Raw genomic sequence first — 21,047 nt, 5'->3', positions numbered from 1 at the left:
ACCGCCGGGAGGGACCGGCGCGCAAGGCCGGGGACCACAGCCGCGAAAGGTAGCATGGGCATCGTGACGCAGACCCCCACGCGGCCCGCCGAAGCCGGTTCCACCGGATCGACGCCCCCAGCCCCCCGCCGCGGACGCAACCTGGAGGGGCACCGGTGGGTCAGCCACCCGGCGGAGGCGTTCACCCCGGACGCGCTTGCGGGACGCCTGTTCGGCAGCATCCGGAGCTGGCGGGACTACCCGCCCTCGCTCCGGCTCTGGTTCTGGCTCATTCCGGTCATCACAGCGGCCCTGGGCGGGATCCTGCGCTTCGTCCGGCTGGATACGCCCCGGAACCTGGTTTTTGACGAGACCTACTACGTCAAGGACGGCTACTCGTTCCTGGTCAGCGGCTACGAACGCGCATGGCCGGACAAGGCCAATGACGCTTTCAACGCCGGCAACCCCGGGGTGCTGCTGGACACCCCCGAGTACGTCGTCCACCCGCCGGTCGGCAAATGGATGATCGCCGGCGGCATGTGGCTCTTCGGCCCGGACAATGCCTTCGGATGGCGGTTCGGGGCGGCCCTGACGGGCACGCTGTCTATTTTCCTGCTGGCCCTTATCGCCCAGAAGCTCTTCCGGTCGCTGACCCTCGGGGCCGTGGCCGGTGTGCTGCTGGCCGTGGACGGCCACCACCTGGTGATGTCCCGGACCGCGCTGCTGGATATCTTCCTGATGTTCTGGATCCTCGCCGCGTTCGGGGCCCTGCTGATGGACCGCGACGACGGCCGCCGCCGGCTTGCCCGGCGGCTCGGCCGGCAAGCTGCCAACTCCCCGGACGGGTGTCCCAGCCTGCTCCAGCTGGCGTCCGGTCCCTGGCTGGGAATCCGCTGGTGGCGGCTCGCGGCGGGGGTGTGCCTGGGACTGGCGGTCGGCACGAAGTGGTCCGCCCTGTTCTTCCTGGCCGGCTTCGGGTTGCTGACGGTCTTCTGGGACCTGAGTGCGCGCCGGATCGCCGGAATCCACGGCTGGATCAGCGGCGGGATCCTCAAGGACGGGATTCCCGCGTTCCTCAGCATCGTCCCCGTGACCGCCCTGGTGTACGCCGCCTCCTGGACCGGCTGGTTCCGGTCCACGGACGCGTACTTCCGGAATTGGGCCGGGACGGTCCCCTCGGCGGAGTGGGGCTGGCTGCCGGACTCCGTCCGGTCCCTGGCGCACTACCATCTGGAGGCCTACAAGTTCCACCAGGGGCTGAGCGCGGAGCACCCGTACGAGGCCAGCGCCTGGAGCTGGCTGGTGCTCGGCCGGCCCACGTCCTTCTTCTACGAATCCCCCAAGCAGGGCAGCCCGGGGTGCGATACCACCAGCTGCACCACGGCGGTTCTCTCCGTGGGCAACCCGCTGATCTGGTGGGGTGCCGCCGTGTGCCTGGGCGTGCTGCTCTTCTGGTGGGCCGGGCGGCGCGACTGGCGTGCCGGGGCCATCCTCGCGGCCGTGGCGGCCGGGTACCTCCCCTGGTTCCTGTACCCCGAACGCACCATGTTCTTCTTCTACGCGGTGTCCTTCGAGCCCTTCCTGGTGCTGGCCCTGGTGTACTGTCTGGGCCTCGTGCTGGGCCAGCGCACGGATCCGCCGTGGCGGCGGCGTTCCGGGCTCTACCTCGTGGCGCTGTTCGTGGTCACCGCCGTCGTCGTCTCGGCCTTCTTCTATCCGGTCTGGACCGCGGAGACCATCACCTACCAGGACTGGCGGTTCCGGATGTGGATGCCGTCCTGGATCTAGGGCAGGATTGCAGGGGACGTCCACCGGCATCAGGCGGACCCGGAACGGAGAAACGGCTGTGAGAGAAGCAAGCACCGGACTGCTCGTCGAGCTCGATCCGGGCAGCAACGTGACGGACCTGCTGCTGGAGCAGCACGGCAAGGATCCCGTGCATGCGCTGTACTCCCGCCGAGGACCCTCCGGCTGGGCCGACGTCTCCGCTCAGCAGTTCCTGGACCAGGTCCGGGCGCTGGCCAAGGGCCTGATCGCCGGCGGCATCACGCCCGGGGAGACGGTGGCGGTGATGTCCGGCACCCGCTACGAGTGGACCGTGGTGGACTTTGCCATCTGGTTCGCCGGCGGCGTCCCCGTTCCCATCTATGAGACGTCCTCCGCCAGCCAGATCGAATGGATCCTGCATGACTCCGGGGCCCGGCGCATCTTCGCGGAAAATGAGGCAAAGGCGGGGCTGGTCCGCCAGGTCCTGGACAGCTCCGGCCAGCTCGGCGGCACCGTGCTCCCGGTGGTGCGGATGGACTACGACGGCGCCGCCCCCAACCTCGCCAGCCTGGCCGCGGCGGGCACCGGGGTCGGCGACGCCGAGCTGGAACGGCACCGGTCCGCTGCCGGGCTCGCGGACGTGGCCTCCCTCGTCTACACCTCCGGCACCACCGGCCGGCCCAAGGGCTGTGAAATCACGCACGGGAACTTCGCCCTGGTAGCGAGGAACATCGTGCTGTTCCTGCCTGAGATCCTGCTGCAGCCCCGGACCAGGACGCTGATGTTCCTCCCGCTGGCCCACGTCCTCGCCCGCGCCGTCCAGCTGATCTGCCTCAGCGCCGGAACCACCGTGGGCCACACCTCCAGCGCCAAGGAACTGCTGGAGGACCTGGCGAGCTTCAAACCCACCTTCCTGCTGGTGGTGCCCCGGATCTTCGAGAAGGTCTACGCCGGCGCCGCCCAGAAGGCGGCCCTCGCCGGGAAGGAACGCCTGTTCGCTTCCGCCACCGCCGTCGCCATCGACTATTCCAGGGCCCTCGACGCCGCAGCCCGGGGCGCCGGTCCCGGCCCCGGATTGGTGGCCCGCGCCCAGCACGCCCTCTTCGACCGCCTGCTGTACCCCAAACTGCGGCAGGCCTTCGGCGGCCAGTTGGGATACACCGTCTCGGGGGCCAGCCCGCTGAGCTCCCACGACGCGCACTTCTTCCGCGGCGCGGGCATCCCCGTCCTCGAAGGCTACGGCCTCACTGAAACCACGGCCCCGTGCACAGCCAACACTCCGACCCGAACCAGGGTGGGGACGGTCGGCATCCCGGTGCCCGGCACCACCATCCGCGTCGCCGAGGACGGCGAGATCCTGGTCAAGGGCATCGGCGTCTTCAAGGGCTACCACAACAACGCGGCGGCCAACGCGGAGGCATTCGTGGACGGGTTCTTCCGCACCGGCGACCTCGGGTCCCTCGACGCGGAGGGCTTCCTGACGATCACCGGCAGGAAGAAGGACCTGCTGGTCACCTCCGGCGGCAAGAACGTCGCCCCCGGACCGCTGGAGGAGAAGATCCGCGAACACGAACTTGTCCTGCAGGCCGTGGTGGTCGGGGACGGCCGGCCGTTCGTGTCAGCCCTGATCAATCTGGACCCGGAGGGCCTGGAAAACTGGTGTGCCGCGCAAAAGTTACCCGCCATGAGCACGGCCGAGGCCCGCGGCAACGACCAGGTCCGCGCAGCCCTGCAGCGCGCGGTGGACGAAGCGAACACCCTGGTGTCCACGGCCGAGTCCATCCGCAGCTTCGTGGTGCTGGACGCCGACTTTACGGTCGAATCCGGGCACCTGACGCCGTCGCTTAAGCTCAAGCGCGCCGCCGTCGTTCGTGACTTCGAGGAGCAGATCAACCGGATCTACGGCTGACGGCGCGGCACTAAAAGGGACACGCAGAAGCGGCCGGCACCATGGTGCCGGCCGCTTCTGCGTGTCTGTCGTCCGCCCGGTTCAACGACCCTAGACGGCGCTGGAGTGTCCCCGCACCGGGGTGTCGGTTGTCCCCGTGTCGCCGGTGTTTGTTTCTCCAGAGCCGGCACCCTCCGGCCCGGCAGCGGAGCGCCCGGCGGCTAAATCCGCTGCGGCAGCGTCGGCCGTTGCGGATGCCGGCGCGGCGGTTGCCTCGCCGGCCTTGCCGGACCTGTCCCGCCGGAAGAAAGACCGCTTCGCGGGGGCACCGTCGGCGGGGGCACCGTCGGCGGAGGCAGCCTCGCGGGAGGCTGCTTCGGCGTAGGCAGCCTCGCGGGAGGCTGCTTCGGCGGTGGCAGCCTGGCTGGGGGCGGCTGGGGCGGGGTCGGTTTCGGTGACCGTTTTCCCGGCCGGGTCCTGGACCGCCGCGCCGCGCTTCGGCAGTCCGCGGCGCTTGCGCGTCGGCCAGGTGAGGACCAGGGTGACGAGCGAGGCAAGCAGCACGAGGCCGGCAATCACAATCCCGCCGTCAACCCAGAACTGGGCCGGGAAAAGCCGGATCAGGGTGTCCTGCAGGGAGAAGGTCCAGGTGCCGCTCGCAAAGAAGACGCTGTGGAACTGGGCAAAGAACTGCTCCCAGCCCAGCACCGCCAGCACCCCGAGGCTGATGATGATTACGAGGGTGATAATCGACCCGGCGAATAGGCCGCGCCGCACTCCCCCGGGGCTACGGCGCCGCAGGTAGGCCACGGCGATCAGGCCCAGCAGGATGAGCAGGACTCCGGCGCCAAAGGCGGAGAGGATCACGAGTTTGACGTCGGCCATGTGGCTGACTTCGCCACCCTCGAACAGCCGGTCACCGCTGCGGTCGACCAGTTCGCCCAGATACCGGGGTCCCGCCCAGTTGCTGAGGTAGTCCACGGCGTAGGAGCCGTAGGTCATGCGGTCGTCGGTGCTGAACCCGTAGCCGTCGCCGGGGAAACCGGGCCGGTTGTACTCCACCCAGAGGAACAGCGGGCTGGCGACGGCCCGGACGGCCAGCACCAGCAGGATGACCGGGAAGCACACGGCGAGCAGGACCTGCATCACGCGCGGGGCCACCGGTTTGGCGTTCAGGGCGTGTTCACGTTCGGCGTTGCGGCGCTGCACTTCCTCCTCCGGGGGCCGGATCTGCAGGGCGGCGGTGGGATGCGGCTCGGTGAAGTGGGTGCCGTTGTGCCGGGGCGGCGGTTCGTCGGCGGCTTCGGCCGCCTTGCGGTCGGCCCGCGACAGGGGCTTGGGAGTGCTGCCGGCCGCCGGTGCGGCAGCGCTGTCCGAGGCAGCGCCGCCAGAGGCTGCGCTGTCCGAGACCGCGCTGCCGGACGAGGTGCTGTCGGACGAGGTGCTGTCGGAGGCGGCGGAAGACTGCTGCGCGGACGTCGGCCTCATCCAGTCGAACGCGGGCTCGTCAGCGTCACCGGCCGGATCCAGCTGCGGATCCTGCCGGTTCGGAGGGGTGGGACTTGAGTCAGTCACTGCAGCTTCGCTTCCGTAGGTGTCCGCGCCGCCGGCCGGGGCCCGGCAACGCTACTTATCTGCTTCCGAGCCTACCGCCAGAGCCTCGGAGTGGGCGAGGTGCCACCCCGCAGGGAAGGGGAATCAGTACGGGGATTCAGCACCGGGAGTCCGGACCGGGATCCAGAATGGGGACTCAGCCGCGGTATGGGCGCGGCCGGCCGCCGGTCAGCGCTTGGCGTACTGCGCCCAGGGGATGTTCCAGTCGCCGAAGCCTTCGAGCGGTTCCACGGCCGGGGCCCCGGTGTTGAGGGTCTGGACGACGTCGCCGGTCGTCATGTTGTTGAAGAACCAGGCGGCGTCCGCCGGGAGCAACCCGACGCAGCCGTGCGAGACGTTGGACCTGCCCACCGCACGCCATGCCGATTCGAGGGCCTGGTGGACGTACACGCCGGAGCTGGTCAGGCGGTTGGCGTACTCCACGGTCAGGGGCGGGTAGTAGCCCTTGTCGCCGGGCTTGAGCCCGATGCTGCCGGCGTTGAAGTCGGAGTGGCGTTCCTGCTCCATGATGACCGCGTAGCCGGTCGGGGAGAGCCAGTCAGCGCCGCCCAGCGTGACCGGAGCGGTCTTGACGAGTTGGCCGTCAAAGTAGACGTTCATGGTCTTGGTGATGTCATCAACCACGGCCAGGCGCTGCGGTCCGACCTTGAAGGAGACCTTGGAGTCGGAATTGCCGACCATCTTGTTGCCGAAGTCGACGCCGAAGAGTTTCAGGTCCACGGTGATCTCACTGTTGGAAGCCCAGAACGCTTCGGGGCGGATCCGGACCCGGCGGTCCGAATACCAGTGCCACGCCACGGCCTGGCCGGAGGACGCCGTGACGGTGACGGCCTTCTCCATGGCCGCCTTGTCCAGAACGGGCTCGCTGAATACGATTTCGATGGGCTGCCCGGCCCCGGCCGTGGTGCCGCTGAGCGGGTAGACGGCGGCGTCCGCCTCGTTGGCTGCGGCCACGGTGGCGAACGTCTGGGCTTTCTTTGTCTCACGTCCGGCCTGGTCGACGACGGTGAAGCTGTACTTGTACTTTGTGTCGAATTCCAGCGGATCCCCGGCGGTCCAGGTGGAGCCGTCCGGGCTTGTGGTTCCCGGCAGGGGCTCGCCGCCGGCGGCCGGGACGAGCACGACGTCCTTCACGACGCCGTTGACTGCCTTGACTGAGGGGGCGGCGGCGGGGTTGACGCCCTTGGCACCGTCGGTCGGGGTCACTCCGAGCTCAACGAGCTTCACGACCGGGGCGGCCAGGCCGGACACGTTCCGCATCGGCGCCGAAGCCTCGGAGGGCATGTCGGCATGGGCCCAGCCCGGGGACGTGGCGACGCCGATGCCGCCCGCCCCGACAACAGCGCAGATGCCAAGGACGGCCAGCATTTTCCCGGTGTTGCGGGGACGGCGTCCCGGCTGCCGGCGTCGACGCCCGCTCTCTTCAGTCATGGCCACTTCCTGTGTTCCCCCACTGCGTTTGCGGTCAGGCCCACCTCTGAGCCCAGGATCTCCTTATGCCAGCATAAGCGAAGCGTCTCGCCGCGCCGGCCACGGCAGCGCCACGATCAGGTCACGAAAGGGGCCCCGGACACCGTGAACTGCTCACGTTGTCCGGGGCCCCTTCCCTGCGGAACGGCGCGAATTTTGGCGGCCCCGGGCCGCTGCCCCGGCGGCTCCTAGTAGCGGTAGTGGTCCGGCTTGTAAGGGCCGGACACCTCCAGGTCCAGGTACTCGGCCTGCTCCTTCGACAGCTCGGTCAGTTCGACGCCGAGGGCGTCAAGGTGCAGCCGGGCAACCTTCTCGTCCAGGATCTTCGGCAGCACGTAGACCTGCTTCCCGTACTCCCGTTCCCCTTCGGGCTGGTCACGCTTGGTGAAGAGCTCAATCTGCGCGATCGTCTGGTTGGCGAAGGAGTTGCTCATCACGAAGGACGGGTGGCCGGTGGCGTTGCCGAGGTTCAGCAGGCGGCCCTCGGACAGCACGATGATGGAGCGGCTGCCCTCTCCCGTGGCGGGATCTTCCGCGAAGACCCACTCGTGCACCTGGGGCTTGATTTCAACCTTCGTGATGCCGGGGATCCGGGCCAGCCCGGCCATGTCGATCTCGTTGTCGAAGTGGCCGATGTTGCCCACGATCGCCTTGTCACGCATCCCGGCCATGTGCTCGGCCATGATGACGTCCTTGTTGCCGGTCGTGGTGATGAAGATGTGGCCCTCGCTGAGGACGGACTCCAGCGTCGCGACCTGATAGCCGTCCATAGCCGCCTGGAGGGCGCAGATCGGATCGATTTCGGTGACAATAACGCGTGAGCCCTGCCCGCGGAAAGCCTCCGCGGCGCCCTTGCCGACGTCGCCGTAACCGCAGACGACGGCGACCTTGCCGCCCATCAGGACGTCGGTGGCGCGGTTGATGCCGTCCGGCAGGGAGTGGCGGATGCCGTACTTGTTGTCGAACTTGCTCTTGGTGACGGAGTCGTTAACGTTGATGGCCGGGAACAGCAGCTTGCCCTGCTCGGCGAGCTGGTAGAGGCGGTGCACGCCGGTGGTGGTTTCCTCCGTGACGCCCAGCAGGCGGGAGCCGATCCGGGTCCACTTCTGCGGATCCGCCTGCAGCGAGGCGCGCAGAACGTCCAGGAAGACCCGTCCTTCCTCGGACTCGTCGTCGGCGGTGGCCGGGACAGCACCGAGCGCCTCGAAGTCGACGCCCTTGTGGACCAGCATCGTGGCGTCGCCGCCGTCGTCGAGGATCATGTTCGGGCCGAGATCCGGATTACTGTCCGCGCCCGGCCAGGTGAGGATCTGCTCGGCGGTCCACCAGTATTCCTCCAGCGTTTCGCCCTTCCAGGCGAACACGGGAACACCCTGGGGGTTGTCGACCGTGCCGCCGCCGACCACAACGGCCGCGGCGGCCTCGTCCTGGGTGGAGAAGATGTTGCACGAGGCCCAGCGGACCTCGGCGCCGAGGGCCGTGAGCGTCTCGATCAGCACGGCGGTCTGCACCGTCATGTGCAGGGACCCGGCGATCCGGGCACCCTTGAGCGGCTGGCTGGCGCCAAACTCCTCGCGCAGGGACATCAGGCCGGGCATTTCATGCTCGGCGAGGCGGATCTGGTGCCGGCCTGCCCCGGCCAGGGCGATGTCCGCAATCTTGTAATCGAGTGTCATATGAATCCTTTGCTGTGGCCGGCAGCCAGGTCCTTGACCTGGCTGCCTGTGACGAAGGGGGGGCTGATCAGTGGCTGGAAAGTACTTCGGAGCCGAACGGCGCAGCGATGGGCCGGCTGCCTAGCCGGCGCTGTGCCGGGGCGCGGCGTCGGGCTGGCCTGAATCCGGCTGGCCGGGCTGGCCGGCGTCGTGCTGGAAGGCGGGGGCAGCTGCGGCGGCAGGGAGCAGTTCCGGCGGAAGCAGCAGCGGGATGCCGTCCTCGATCGCGTAACGCAGTTTCACCCCGGCGGGGCCGGCCGCAGTGGTGACGAGTTCCTCACCGTCCTGCACCAGCGGGGACCCGGTCACGGGGCATCTGAGGACAGACAGGAGTTCGGGACTGATCTTCGGCATGGTGAACGCTCCCTGGTGGACGCCGCAGCAGGCGCCGGTGGCTTAAGGATTTTGCAGTTCCCAGCCTACCGCCAGTTGCAGCCTACGAAGGTTCGCGCAGGACGCGCAGATGCCCCCGGCGGGTGCCCTCGGCGGCGGCCGGTGCTTCGAGGGCGGGGTGGACACTGCGCTGGCCCTGGCCGGCTTCCGGCGCGGCGGGCCGTGAGGCCGCCTCCCGGACGGCATCGGCCAGGGCGAGGAGGTCATCGGGGCCGGGACCTGAGGGGGTAGCCGGCATGGCCAGCCGCAGCACCTCCCAGCCGCGCGGGACGGTCAGGGACCCGGCATGCTGGTCGCATAAGTCGTAGCAGTGCGGCTCGGCGTAGGTTGCCAGCGGCCCCAGCACGGCGGTGGAGTCGGCATAGACGTACGTCAAAGTGGCCACCGCTGAGTTGCGGCAGGCTGACCTTGAACAAAGACGAATGGCACCCACGACATCAGAGACTACTCCCCCGGGCCGCCGGACGCCGGGCGGCACGCTGGCGGCGGGTCGGACGGCCCGTATCGCGTAAACCATCCGCCGGGTTTAGAGTCGAGATATGCAGTCATCGCACCAAGATCCGGGTTTTACGGTCCGCTTGGCTGAAACCGACGCCGGACGTCACGACGCCGCTTCCACCGCGGGCGGCTCCGGCCGGGCCACGTCGCCAAGGGGCTTCCGCCAGCGGCGCAGGAACCGGCACGGCCGCGGGCTCCGCGGTGAACTGATGCTGCCCACGCTGCCCGGTTACCGCACCCGTTCGGACCGCTTCGACGACTTTGTCCTGGACTCGGCAGAGCGGCTCCACGATATTTGGGGCAAGCCGCTGGACGGGGTCCGCTTCGCCGTCGACGAGATTCCGCCGGGGCTCGAACAGCTCGTGGCGGACCGCGCTGTCGCCCCGATGGGCGACTACTCCCCCGCTACAGCGGAACAGGGACCGGTGATCACCCTGTACCGCAGGGTCGTCGAGCAGGCCTGCGGCAGCCGCGAGGAACTTCAGGACCTGGTCCATGACGTCGTGGTGGAGTACACCGCCGAGATGCTGGGCGTGCCGCCCGAGTCGCTCGATCCCGTCTACCGCCGCCGCTACTAGGGCGATCCGCCACTAGGGCGATCCGCCGAATCCCTGGCGACATTCACACCTGCGGCCGGCACCGCAGCGCCTCGGCCGGAACGGCGATGCCTCGGGGCGTCCAGCATCCGGGAACGGTCAGTAGCCGAGGGTGACCGGGACCTGCTCCTGGCCAGCCGCGCCGGGGGCAACGGCGATTGTCGAGATGTCCTGCTTGCCGTCCTGTTGGAGCAGGACGGCGCCATAGGCAGGGTCTCCCGCGGCGGACACGAGGTAGCCGACGAGCTGCGAGCCCGCGACGTCGGCCGGGACCTTGATGGAAGCGGTGGTGCCGCCGGCGATGTCGGCGGCCGCGGCCGCATGGATCTTGCCGTCCGCCGTGACCGGGGTATAGGAGATGGTGGCCCGGCCCTCGGGTGCGCCGAAAATTAGGTAACGGTCTCCTGAGCCGGGAACCGGAACAACGTGCTGGCTTCCCAGCCTCGCCGAGGCCGGTGACCAGGCGAAGTCGGAGGCGTCCGTGGCAGTCAGTCCCCTTGTGACGCGCGCCGCCGCGGTGAAGGAAACGTCTGAACTGACGGACACCGTGTAGGGCCCGGCGGGCACACCGGCGAGGGGGACTTCAGTGACGGATCCGGCCTTCGCCGTGACCACTCCGCCGCCGGGCAGCGCCTTCTGGCCGTCCCGTCCGAAGACCTTGATCGCGATGACGGCGTCGGCGGAACCCGGCACCGTGAGCTGCAGGGCCGGTCCTGCATCCGCGAAGCCTGCCTGGCTGGTGAGCCCGGCCAGACCGGCGGGATCCTGGATGTCGACCCCGGTGATGACCTGGCGGAGTGCCGGCGCTGCGGCCGGAGCGATGAACTCGACGCCGCCGGGGGTCAGCCCACGCAGCACGCTTTGCTGGATGTGCGCGGCCACCGGCCCGCCGGCGCTGCGCACCCGGACGCTGAGCCGCTCCTGCCCCGGGGCGAGCCCGGCAAGGATCACGGAGCGGGTGGTGCCCGGCGCGACGAGGAGTCCCCGGCTGCCCGGGGCCTGGATCAGGCCTTCGGCGCCGAAAAGTTCGAGGCTGACCGTGGCGGGGCTGCCGGAGTCGTTGCTGAGCTTCAGCACGGCGGTCCGGCCCAGCGCGGTGTTGGCCCCGACCAGCCAGAGGTCGTTGCCGGGCTGCTGGCAGGCTGCCGCCGCCGAACCGCGGAGGTCGCCGTCCTCGGCGGTGTAGCGCATGAGCGCTCCCGCGGAGGGCTGGCGGCCGGCCTGGGCGTCCGCGCTCAGGACCGTCACGTCATCGACGCCCCGCTGGGCTACGACACCGGCCAGCGGCGCGGCGGCCGCGGGCCTGGCCGGGGCCGGACCTTCGGACGCCGGTGCGGCCTGGGCAACTTCGACCAGGGTGGTGCCGGTCAGCGAGGCGAGCCTGCTGCCGGGCAGGACACCGGAACCGGAGCCCAGCACCAGCGCGCTGACGTCGCTGCGGGCGCTGGCGGATACCGGGCTGAACTGCGGATCGGCGCCCACGGAGGCACCTTCCAGGAGCCGGGCCGGTCCGGGGCAGACACCCACGCTGCTGCCTGCGGGGACCGCGGCCAGCGGTGCCGCGATGGGCCGGCTGCTGCCGGGACCCTGAGGCGTGAGGGCCGTGGCGGAAACAAGCCCGCCGCCGGCAGCGACGAGGACGACGGCGGCGAGGACGCCGCCCAGCCGCCTGGCGCGCGGACGCGCCGCGGGCTCCGGGGCGTCGTCCGCGCTGCCCCCAGTGTCGGGGGTGTCGGCGGTGTCGGTTTTGTCGGGGATGTCGGGGAAGTCGTCCCTAGGCATGTTGATGTTCCTTACGCAGGGAGCCTTCGTCCCTGGAGAGGCCAGTGTTCGGCCGACGGGCAGGCATGGGGATGGCCAGCAGGACGGTCAGGCCGATGATGACGGCCTGGGCAGCGCCTGTCCAGATGGCCCAGGGCACTTCGTAGCGGAGACTGAATTGGCCGCCCCCGGCGGGCAGGGTGAAGGCTTGGGCCCAGCCGGAGGTGGTCGGGGTGAGGCGGCGGCCGTCGAGCCAGGCGCTCCAGTCCGGATCGGCACGTTCGGCCAGCACCACGAGCCGTCCTTCCGGCCCGGCGGGCACCGCGGCGTCGGCGGACACCGTCTGGGACGGGACCAGCCCGACGGTGGCGCCCGCGCCGTCGACGATCCGCACGCGGTGGGCGATGTCGGCGGCCGCGATGACGGGCTGGTTCAGGGGGCTGATCCGCCAGAGCCAGCCGACGTCGGTCTTGCCCACGGCGACGAGGCCGGGGACCGCGTCCATCCGGCTGGCGGTCAGCTGGGCGGCGGTATCGGCGGCCCGCAGGACCACGAAGCCGACGCCGAGCTGCTCCAGCTCGGCGCGGGGATCGACGCCCTGGCCGGCCACGATGGCGGCCACGACGTTGCGCAGCGAAGCCACAACGGCGTCGTCGTCCCGGACGGTCTCCTGGCCCGGCTCCCCCATGATCGGGCGGGCGGCGGCAATCGTGGACAGCGAGTCGAGGGTAGTGCCGGCGCCGCGCATGAGCGCGGCGTCGAAGGTGCCGTTTTCGCCGGTGGAGATGATGAGGGTGCGGGACTGTTCGGGTCCTTCGCCGCGGTCGATGGCCGTTGCGGGGAGGGTCCTGGTTTCGGCAGGCTGCACCAGCCGCGTGGCGCCTAGGGAACCGGTGCCGGCCGTTCCGGCAGCCGGCGTGGCCGGCGGCAGGACGTTTTGAGCGGCCCACACGGTCAGGCCGGCCACGGGGCCGGCCAGCAGCAGGATCATGGCCGTGACCGCGGTGCCGCGGATCAGGAGCTTGCGGCCCGTGGTGGCGGCGGCGGCCCGGTCGGCCGAGTCCAGCAGGCCGGCCGCGCCGATCAGGGACGCCCCCAGGAGGGCAAAGGCCGCGGCCGACACGGAAGGTCCGGTGAAGGGAGTGACCAGGACGTCGGCGCTGGCCCCGGTGGCGACCTGGCTGCTGAGCCAGCCGCCGGACAGCAGCAGCAGTGCCGCGGCCCAGAGGGCGCGGGCGGTCCGCGGTGACCGGCCCGGCAGGAACAGGGCAGCCACGGCCAGGAGCAGGACGGGCAGTCCGATCAGCACGGCGAGCAGCAGCGCCCACGGTACGGCGGAGTTTGCGCCGAATACCGGAAGGCCGGTGAGGCCGCCGTCGGCTGCGAAGCGCAGCGGCTGGCCCAGGGCCTGCTGCCACAGCGGTGCCGCGTCAAAGCCCAGCGGCAGGCCGGGGTCTGCGAGCAGGGCGCGGGGCCGGTCCATGGTGGAGGCCAGGAACGGCACGAACAACGCCAGGGTGGGCAGCAGCGCCCACCACACGGTGCGGCCGCGACGGCCCAGGAGCGTGCCGCACAGTGCCACGAGCACGACGCCGGGCAGCAGCAGCGAGGGGGCCGCCGCGGTCACGACGGCCAGCGCCAGTCCGGCCGCGGCGGCGGCGGTCCAGGAGGGGGTGCCGTTGACGCCGGGTTTCACCGGGGGCGCCTCGGTGAAGCGCCGGTCGCCGGGGGCCGGAACGGCGTAGCGGCCGCGTCCCGCGGCGGTGCCGGTGGCCCGGAGCAGGGCCAGCACCAGCAGCGGCATCATCACGTGGGCGACCAGGGCGCCGGCGCGGCCCTGGTTGAGCGCCACCTGCAGGGCCGGCGCTGCGGCCCAGAGGAGCGCGGCGGCCAGCCGGAGACGGCGGCGCGTCGTCAGCGCGCCGGCGGCAAACCAGGCGCCGAGGGCGGAGAGCGGCATGGCCAGGATGAGGAACCCGGCGAGGGCGCTGTTGGCATTGCCGCCGCCAAGCGCTCCCAGGATCCACAGCACGTAGCCGAAGGGGTCGCCGTGCCCGGGAAGTCCTGCGCCGAGGGTGATCCACCAGCCGGAGGCGTGGTCCCAGATCTCGCCCAGCCGCAGCGAGAGCGGAATGCTTGCACCGCCGGCGACAGCTTCGGCCCGGAACAGGCTCAGCAGGCCGGCCAGGGAGGCCGCCGCGGTGAGCAGGACCGCCAGCAGCGCGCCGTTGCCCACCCAGCCCCGCTCGGAGGTGGTCAGGGCGGCGAAGTCGTCCGCCGAGTCGCCGGTGGGCTGTTCGGCCAGCGGGTCGTATTCGCCCGGGTTATCCCCGGAGTCATCCGCCCCGAGGGCCTCCATCAGCGAACGGCGGTGCGCCCAGACCTCACGCCGCGGGGTCTGCAGGCCCTTGATGACGGATCGCCGGATGCGGCGCGTCCGGGCAGCGTTGCGCCGCCCCCGGGCCACGGCCGCGGGGCGCGAAAGGGCCCCGAAGGTGGCCAGCAGTTGCGAGAACCCATGTCCGGGATCTTTGACCGCGATGCTCAGGACCAGCTTGAAGATGCTGCCCAGCAGGGCCCCGGCAGCGTGCAGCGGCACTTTCCAGGCGGGGGCATGCTTGAGCCGCAGATGCACCTGGGCCTTGCGTGCCGCCGCCGCGTTGCCCAGGGCGTGCGGGCGGTGCGAGACGTGGAACATCCTTGCGCTGGGGACCACCACCACACGGTGTCCGGCCAGCCGGTTCCGCCAGCAGAAGTCGACGTCGTCGCCGCTGCCCGGCAGTGCCGGGTCGAAGCCGTGAAGGTCTTCCCAGACGTCGCGGCGGACCAGCATGCCGGCGGAGTTGACCGCGAAGGTGTCGCTGCGTCCGTCGTATTGTCCCTGGTCGAGCTCGTCGGCTTCGATGAGGGTCAGCCGCTCGGCCCAGCGGCTGGTGGAGAGCCCGACGTCGATCAGCCGGCGCTCGGAGTGCCAGTCCAGCTGCTTGCAGCCCGCCACCGTGACCGAGGGTGCACGCTCGACGGCGCGGAGCAGTTCGGCCAGGGCCTCGGGCGCGGGGGCTGCGTCGTCGTGCAGCAGCCAGATCCACTCGGCCGCAGGGGTGCCGGCGGCACCCTTGCCGGACGCGCCGGCGCCGCCCCACGGGGCGAGGGCGCTGAGGCCTGCCTGCACCGCCGCGCCCATGCCGCTGCGGGCCTGCTCAAAGACGGTGACATTCGCTGCGCCGAAGGCCTGCTCGAGGAGGGCCGCCGAATCGTCGCGGGAACCGGTATCAACCCCGATGCAGGTGTCCGCGGGCCGGCTCTGAGCCGCCAGCGCCGCGAGGGTCCTGGGGAGAAAGTCACCGCCGTCGTGGGAAACCACGACGGCGGTGACTCGTACTTCTTGAAGAATTAGATCGCTCGCTTCCTAAGCCGGCGCCGCTCGCGCTCGGAGAGGCCACCCCAGATGCCGAAACGCTCATCGTTGGACAGGGCGTATTCCAGGCACTGCGAGCGCACGTTGCACGCCCCGCAGACCTTCTTGGCGTCGCGGGTCGAGCCACCCTTCTCGGGGAAGAATGCCTCCGGGTCGGTCTGCGCGCAGAGCGCGTCCGTCTGCCAGCCCAGCTCGCCTTCGTCATCGAAGTCCTGCTGGGAGGGCAGCCCGATCCATACCGGCTGGGTTGTGGTGCCTGCGTGGAGGGTCTGGAGTTCCATCGGCGGATCGTGAAGATCGTTCTCCAGGTCCGGACCGGACAGAAGCTCGTCGTGCGCCGCGAGGAAGGCGGTCGCCTGATCCTGCAGTTTGTCTTTAGTATGTTCGTTGAAGCGGTCTGCCGCGTCCGGATCGGCCGGATCGACATACCAGTCGCTCGGCACCCCGCGTGAACGGTATTTGGCCGTGGCCTGCCCAGCAACGACGGCCTCTTCATGGATACGCTCTGCTAGCCCCATTGGCGTTTCCTCTCTGATTTTGCAGCCTCCGCCTGACCCGTCGACACTCGGTTGAGTTCCGGTTTCCGCACATCGGCTTTCGATACCTAATTACACGTGTGTAAGTATCTTCCGTCAAGCCGCGGCGGTGATAATAATCAACGCGGAGGCCAAAGCGGGGCACAACACGCCCGGGATTTCTGGGCCACACCCCGGAGAATGCGCGGAATACTCAGGGTGCTGAGCACTTCGGAGAAATTTCGCTGAAATTACGGGGATCTTCCCGGCACGGCGCTGGACGCAGACCGGCGGGGCCGCGGTGGCTATGACGGAGATCACACAGAGGCCGCCGTGGCAGGATGAACCCATGAGTATCCCGGCAATCGACCTGATGACAGCCCTGCGTTCGGGCCACTCCACCTCCCCCCGCCTGACCTGGTACGGGCCCGCGTCCGAGCGGGTTGAGCTCTCCGGGCGGGTCCTGGACAACTGGGTGGCGAAGACCAGCAACCTCCTGCAGGACGAGCTCGATGCCCAACCCGGGACCCGGTTGCGGCTGGATCTGCCGGCCCACTGGAAGTCCGTGATTCTCGCCCTCGCCGCCTGGCAGCTCGGCATGGAGGTCCTGTTCGGCGATGCCGAAGCCGAGCTGCTGGCCACCGGCGATCCGGGCCCCGGGGCGGCGCAGGGGGCATTCGACGCCGTCCTGGCGGTGGCGCTGCCGGCGCTGGCGATGCGGTGGGTGGGCGAGCTGCCGACCGGCGTCGTGGACTACGCTGCCGAGGTGCGCTCCCACGGGGACGTCTTTATGCCGCACGTGGATCCGGAAGCATCGCGGCGGGCCGTGGTGGCCGCTGCAGGGACGGAGCATACCCACGGTGGTCTGCTGGACGGCTTCGCGGCCGCGCACGACGAAGGCGTCCGGCTGCTGGTGGCCGCCGGTGACGGCCTGGAGCCCGCCCTTGCCCAGTGCCTGGGCGCCTGGAAGAGGGACGGTTCGGTGGTGCTGGTGCACCCCGAGGTCGCCGTCACGGAGAAGCTCCTCGCGGACGAGCGCATCAACGCCAGCTGAGCCGGGTCCCGGGGTTGCTGGCGGTGAGCCTGCCGGTTCCGCTTAGGCCGGGGGGCCCGGCAGTTCCGGGTCCTTGACGGGGCTGGTCTTGACAGCGGGGCCGGTCTTGACAGCGGGGCCGGTCTTGTCGGGGCCGGTGTGCGGGTGCCGTTCGATGATCTCGTGGTCGTGCGAGAACTCCGGCTCTTCGTCGAGTTCCTTGTTGAAGACCAGGAAGCGGTAGGCGAAGAAGCGCACCACGGTGGCGACCAGGATGCCAACGATGCCGGCGGCGAAGAGCATGTTCTTATCCGTGACCCCGAAGCCGTACTTGGCGAGGGCGGTGAATCCTGTCGAGATGCCGATGCCGATGCCGTTGATCAGGATGAACATCCCGAACTCGCGGAGCACGTTGTCCTGCCGGCGGTGGCGGAAGGTCCAGAAGCGGTTCGCGATCCAGGAGAAGATCGTGGCGATGCTGGCGCCGACAAAGCGGGCCTTGGCCTCGCTGTCGGTCATCGGGCCGTGCATCAGGTAGTACGTGAGTCCGTTGTCAATAATGAACGCGACTCCGCCCACCGCACCGAATTTGGCCACTTCGCGCCAGAAGAGCGAGGCGAGCCCGCGCAAGCGGTCGCTAAGTGTAGTAATCATGACCCTCCATGGCCTTCTTGAACTGTCGGCCATTGGGCCAAAGGCCCATTTTAGCGTCCATTGCGGGGGCCGCGCCCCGGTGGCCAGCCCCTCGGCCCCAACTGCGAGGCCCGGAAGCCAGCCGAACGCCGGTCAAAATGCCGGTAAAAATGCCAGGGGCTGCCCCCGCCACCCCCGCCGGAAAGCGGACCGTGGCCGCCCGGATCCCGCACCGGAACGTTCAAAAGCCGGGATGTGGCGAGGTTTTCGGTAGGCTGGGACTTGTGACTTTTCCTGTGATCGGTGTGGTTGGCGGCGGCCAGCTCGCCCGAATGATGGCCCCCGCGGCCACCGCCCTGGGCTTTGAGCTCCGCGTTCTTGCCGAAGGTGAGGACGTCTCAGCCGTCGCCGCCGTGGCCAATGCTCCGGTCGGTGATTACACCGATCTGGACCATCTCCTTGAGTTTTCCCGGGGGCTGGACGTGCTGACGTTCGACCACGAGCACGTCCCCACCGAACACCTCCGTTCCCTCCAGCGGGCCGGCGTGAACGTCCATCCCGGACCGGACGCGCTGGTCAACGCCCAGGACAAGCTCGTGATGCGGGCGGCAATCGACAGGCTGGAACTGCCCAATCCGCGCTGGGCCGCGGTCGACGACGTCGCCGCGTTGGTCGCATTCGGCGAGGACATCGGCTGGCCGGTGGTCCTGAAAACCCCGCGCGGCGGCTACGACGGCAAGGGCGTGCGGATCGTGGACTCCGCCGTGGACGCCGCTGACACCGCGGACTGGTTCGGGGCGATGTCGCCGCTGCTCGCGGAGGCGAAGGTGGAATTCAGTCGCGAACTCTCGGCCCTGGTGGCACGGACACCGGACGGTGAGTCCCGGGCCTGGCCCGTGGTGCACACGATCCAGGTCGACGGCGTCTGCGACGAAGTCATCGCCCCGGCCCTGGACATTCCGCTCGAGGTCGCGGCGGCAGCCGAAAACGCTGCTCTCCGGATCGCCAGCGAACTCGGTGTCACCGGTGTGATGGCCGTCGAGCTGTTCGAAACCCCCGGGGTCGGAGCAGGCTTCCTGATCAACGAGCTCGCCATGCGTCCGCACAACACCGGCCACTGGACCCAGGACGGCTCGGTGACCAGCCAGTTCGAACAGCACCTCCGGGCCATCCTCAACCTGCCGCTCGGCGCCACGGACCTGCTGGGCCCGGTTGTTGTGATGAAGAACTTCCTGGGTGGCGAGAACCAGAATCTGTTCTCGGCCTATCCCGCAGCCCTTGCCAGCGAACCCGCCGCAAAGGTCCACTGCTACGGCAAGGCCGTCCGGCCGGGCCGCAAGATTGGCCACGTCAACCTCGTCGGCGGCTCCGTGGCCGACGTCGAGTCCGTGCGCGAACGCGCCACCACGGTCGCCAACATCATCCGTAACGGCAGGGCCCCGTCCCGCACCGCCGCGGGAGCACACGAGGAGAACGCATGAGCAGCAGCAACAGCGGCAGCACAACCCCGGCCACGGACACCCGGTTCCCGGCAGCGGATGCCGGGGCCGATGCCCCGATCGTCGGGCTCGTTATGGGCTCGGACTCCGACTGGCCCGTGATGGAGGCCGCTGCCGAGGCCCTCGCCGAATTCGGCATCCGCTTCGAGGCCGATGTCGTCTCAGCGCACCGGATGCCACTGGAAATGATCCGCTACGGCCAGACGGCCCACGAGCGCGGGCTGCGTGTCCTCATCGCCGGCGCCGGCGGGGCCGCGCACCTGCCGGGAATGCTCGCCTCGGTCACGCCGCTGCCCGTCATCGGTGTTCCGGTGCCGCTGAAGACCCTCGACGGCATGGATTCCCTGCTCTCCATCGTCCAGATGCCCGCCGGGGTTCCGGTCGCGACCGTTTCCATCGGCGGGGCCCGGAACGCCGGGCTGCTGGCCGTGCGCATGCTGGCCTCCGGCACGGACCCGCTGGCCGCCCAGCTCCGCAACGAACTCCTCGACTTCGCCCAGGAACTCAACGATGTCGCCACCCGGAAGGGCGCGAATCTGCGGCACAAGGTGAGCGAAGTCTTCGCGGCCGCGAACGTCGTCACCCGGGGCAGCCGTTAAGGATTACCAGATGACCAACAGTTATGCCACGAACCGCCAGCCGGCGCCGCAGAACCGGACGGCTGCACCCTCCAGCACGGATCCCGTCCGGCATCCGTCGGGGGCAGCTGCGCCGGTGCTGACCAAGCGTGCCTTCCTGCTGGTCCTGATGACCCTGCTGGTACCCGGCAGCGCCCAGGTTGTCGCCGGCAACCGGCGGCTGGGGCGGATGGCGCTGCGTGTCGCCCTCACCGTCTGGGTGCTGGCCGTCCTCTCGGCCGTGCTCCTGCTGGCATCCCGGTCAACACTGATCAACCTGATCACCAATCCGGTCACCGCACTGCTGCTGGTCATCGTCCTGGCGGCGCTGGCCATCGGCTGGGCCGCCCTGTTCATCAACACCCTGCGGCTGATCCGTCCCGTGCTGCTGTCGCCCGGGGTGCGCGCCGGCGTCGTCGCCTCCCTGGTGCTGGCCATGATTCTCAGCAGCGGCTCGCTGGGGTACGCCGCGTACCTGCTCAACGTCAGCCGCGACGCCATCGGCAACATTTTCTCCAACGGACCGACGATGCAGCCCTCGGAGGGCCGGTACAACTTCCTGATGATGGGCGGCGACGCCGGGGCGGACCGGACCGGCCGCCGGCCGGACAGCCTCTCGGTCATCAGCGTCGATGCCAAGACCGGCAAGACCGCCATCATCTCCGTGCCCCGCAACCTGCAGAACGCGCAGTTCAGCGAGGACTCACCGATGCGCAAGATTTACCCCGACGGGTACGACTGCGGCAATGACTGCCTCATCAACGCCATCAACACCGAAGTCACCAACGATCACCAGGACCTGTACCCCGGCGTGGCGGACCCGGGCGCGCAGGCCACGATGGAAGCCGTGTCCGGGACCCTGGGCATCAAGGTCCAGGCCTATGTGCTGGTGGACATGGAGGGCTTCGCCAAACTTATTGATGCCATGGGCGGCATCCGGATCAAGGCCGGCGGGTGGGTCCCGCTCAGCGGCGACATGGTGGACGAGGCCAACGGCATCCACGGCATGCCGCTTGGCTGGATCCCCGCCGGGGAGCAGCACCTCAATGGCTATCACGCGCTCTGGTACGGCCGCTCGCGCGAGTTCGTTGATGACTATGCCCGCATCCAGCGTCAGCAATGTGTCCAGCAGGCCATGTTGAAGCAGCTGGATCCGGCCACCCTGCTGGCCAAGTTCGAGGACATCGCCAGCGCGGGCACCAAGGTGGTGGACTCCAACGTCTCGGCCGGCCAGCTCGGCAGCTTCGTGGACCTGGCGCTAAAGGCCAAGGGCCAGGACATGAGCAGGCTCACCATCGGGCCGCCCGACTTCGACGCGTCCTTCTCGACGGTCCCGGACTTCGACCAGATCCACCAGAAGGTCGACGCCCTGCTCGGCCCCGCCCCCGCGGCGGGCCCCGCCGACGACAGCTTCCGTCCGCTGGACGCGGCACCCGGAGCGCTGTCGGCTGCCGGTGCGCTGCCCCGCGCACAGCCCGGCACCCAGCCCGCGCCGTCGCCGTCGCCGTCGTCGGACTTCACTCCGGTGACAACCACGCCGGACGGCGAGCCGATCACCGAGGAGATGCTCAACCAGTTCAAGCGCAACGGCGACGAGCAGTCGATCCGCAACCTCGTGGCCACGAACGGCCAGTGCGCGCCGCTGTAGCTC

The 21,047-nt window shown here is 69.7% G+C and carries 15 protein-coding genes and 1 pseudogene; 7 read left to right on the top strand and 9 right to left on the bottom strand.

Annotated elements, in window-relative coordinates:
* The first annotated feature begins 54 nt into the window (after positions 1 to 54).
* Entirely contained in the window at positions 55 to 1,767 is a 1,713-nt protein-coding gene (locus tag QK291_RS10245; protein ID WP_282381397.1) for a phospholipid carrier-dependent glycosyltransferase, read from the top strand.
* Between the two features lie 58 nt (positions 1,768 to 1,825).
* Entirely contained in the window at positions 1,826 to 3,655 is a 1,830-nt protein-coding gene (locus QK291_RS10240; protein WP_282381395.1) for an AMP-dependent synthetase/ligase, read from the top strand.
* A gap of 480 nt (positions 3,656 to 4,135) precedes the next feature.
* Here QK291_RS10240 and QK291_RS10235 read toward each other — a convergent pair.
* The 5 genes and pseudogenes from QK291_RS10235 to QK291_RS10215 all read right to left on the bottom strand — a co-directional run.
* Positions 4,136 to 5,209 (bottom strand): annotated as a pseudogene (locus QK291_RS10235) (TIGR01906 family membrane protein); the annotation flags it as partial.
* A gap of 207 nt (positions 5,210 to 5,416) precedes the next feature.
* Positions 5,417 to 6,679 (bottom strand): Ig-like domain-containing protein, encoded by a 1,263-nt coding sequence (locus tag QK291_RS10230; RefSeq protein WP_282381393.1) that lies wholly within the window; start codon positions 6,677 to 6,679, stop codon positions 5,417 to 5,419.
* A gap of 227 nt (positions 6,680 to 6,906) precedes the next feature.
* Positions 6,907 to 8,394 carry an adenosylhomocysteinase gene (gene ahcY / locus QK291_RS10225; protein ID WP_282381391.1) on the bottom strand — a complete coding sequence of 496 codons (1,488 nt, stop codon included), beginning with the start codon at positions 8,392 to 8,394 and terminating at the stop codon, positions 6,907 to 6,909.
* 120 nt (positions 8,395 to 8,514) lie between these two features.
* On the bottom strand, positions 8,515 to 8,787 hold the full coding sequence (locus tag QK291_RS10220; RefSeq protein WP_282381389.1) for a Trm112 family protein: 273 nt from the start codon (positions 8,785 to 8,787) through the stop codon (positions 8,515 to 8,517).
* Between the two features lie 82 nt (positions 8,788 to 8,869).
* Positions 8,870 to 9,259: a DUF3499 domain-containing protein gene (locus tag QK291_RS10215; RefSeq protein ID WP_282381505.1), complete on the bottom strand. Its 390-nt coding sequence runs from the start codon at positions 9,257 to 9,259 to the stop codon at positions 8,870 to 8,872.
* Between the two features lie 106 nt (positions 9,260 to 9,365).
* Here QK291_RS10215 and QK291_RS10210 point away from each other — a divergent pair, with 106 nt between their 5' ends.
* Positions 9,366 to 9,902 carry a metallopeptidase family protein gene (locus QK291_RS10210; protein WP_282381387.1) on the top strand — a complete coding sequence of 179 codons (537 nt, stop codon included), beginning with the start codon at positions 9,366 to 9,368 and terminating at the stop codon, positions 9,900 to 9,902.
* Between the two features lie 117 nt (positions 9,903 to 10,019).
* Here the strand turns inward: QK291_RS10210 and QK291_RS10205 are convergent, their stop codons facing one another.
* Genes QK291_RS10205 through QK291_RS10195 form a run of 3 tightly spaced genes read right to left on the bottom strand, consistent with a single transcriptional unit; the run spans position 10,020 to position 15,617 of the window.
* Positions 10,020 to 11,702, bottom strand: a complete 1,683-nt coding sequence (locus QK291_RS10205; RefSeq protein ID WP_282381385.1) for a DUF5719 family protein — start codon at positions 11,700 to 11,702, stop codon at positions 10,020 to 10,022.
* Positions 11,695 to 15,075 (bottom strand): glycosyltransferase, encoded by a 3,381-nt coding sequence (locus QK291_RS10200; protein ID WP_348994568.1) that lies wholly within the window; start codon positions 15,073 to 15,075, stop codon positions 11,695 to 11,697. The genes QK291_RS10205 and QK291_RS10200 overlap by 8 nt, the downstream gene beginning before the upstream one ends.
* Positions 15,075 to 15,617, bottom strand: coding sequence for a WhiB family transcriptional regulator (locus QK291_RS10195; protein ID WP_282381381.1), 543 nt, complete (start codon positions 15,615 to 15,617; stop codon positions 15,075 to 15,077). The genes QK291_RS10200 and QK291_RS10195 overlap by 1 nt, the downstream gene beginning before the upstream one ends.
* Before the next feature lie 346 nt (positions 15,618 to 15,963).
* On the opposite strand from QK291_RS10195, the gene QK291_RS10190 reads away from it, so the two are divergent.
* Positions 15,964 to 16,668: a TIGR03089 family protein gene (locus QK291_RS10190; protein WP_282381379.1), complete on the top strand. Its 705-nt coding sequence runs from the start codon at positions 15,964 to 15,966 to the stop codon at positions 16,666 to 16,668.
* Between the two features lie 42 nt (positions 16,669 to 16,710).
* On the opposite strand, the gene QK291_RS10185 is transcribed toward QK291_RS10190, so the two are convergent.
* Positions 16,711 to 17,301 carry a GtrA family protein gene (locus tag QK291_RS10185; RefSeq protein ID WP_282381377.1) on the bottom strand — a complete coding sequence of 197 codons (591 nt, stop codon included), beginning with the start codon at positions 17,299 to 17,301 and terminating at the stop codon, positions 16,711 to 16,713.
* A 311-nt stretch (positions 17,302 to 17,612) separates the two neighbouring features.
* Here QK291_RS10185 and QK291_RS10180 point away from each other — a divergent pair, with 311 nt between their 5' ends.
* The 3 genes from QK291_RS10180 (at position 17,613) to QK291_RS10170 (ending at position 21,044) form a co-directional block, all read left to right on the top strand.
* The gene (locus tag QK291_RS10180; RefSeq protein WP_282381503.1) at positions 17,613 to 18,761 is read left to right on the top strand and encodes a 5-(carboxyamino)imidazole ribonucleotide synthase; all 1,149 of its coding nucleotides are present in this window, start codon (positions 17,613 to 17,615) and stop codon (positions 18,759 to 18,761) included.
* Between the two features lie 92 nt (positions 18,762 to 18,853).
* The gene (purE, locus tag QK291_RS10175; RefSeq protein WP_282381501.1) at positions 18,854 to 19,378 is read left to right on the top strand and encodes a 5-(carboxyamino)imidazole ribonucleotide mutase; all 525 of its coding nucleotides are present in this window, start codon (positions 18,854 to 18,856) and stop codon (positions 19,376 to 19,378) included.
* 10 nt (positions 19,379 to 19,388) lie between these two features.
* Complete coding sequence (locus QK291_RS10170; RefSeq protein ID WP_282381374.1) at positions 19,389 to 21,044, top strand: LCP family protein; 1,656 nt, start codon at positions 19,389 to 19,391, stop codon at positions 21,042 to 21,044.
* Positions 21,045 to 21,047: the final 3 nt, after the last annotated feature.

The organism is Arthrobacter sp. AL12 (genome assembly GCF_029960645.1).
Lineage (GTDB): Bacteria > Actinomycetota > Actinomycetes > Actinomycetales > Micrococcaceae > Arthrobacter.
This window is presented reverse-complemented; position numbering and strand designations above follow the sequence as displayed.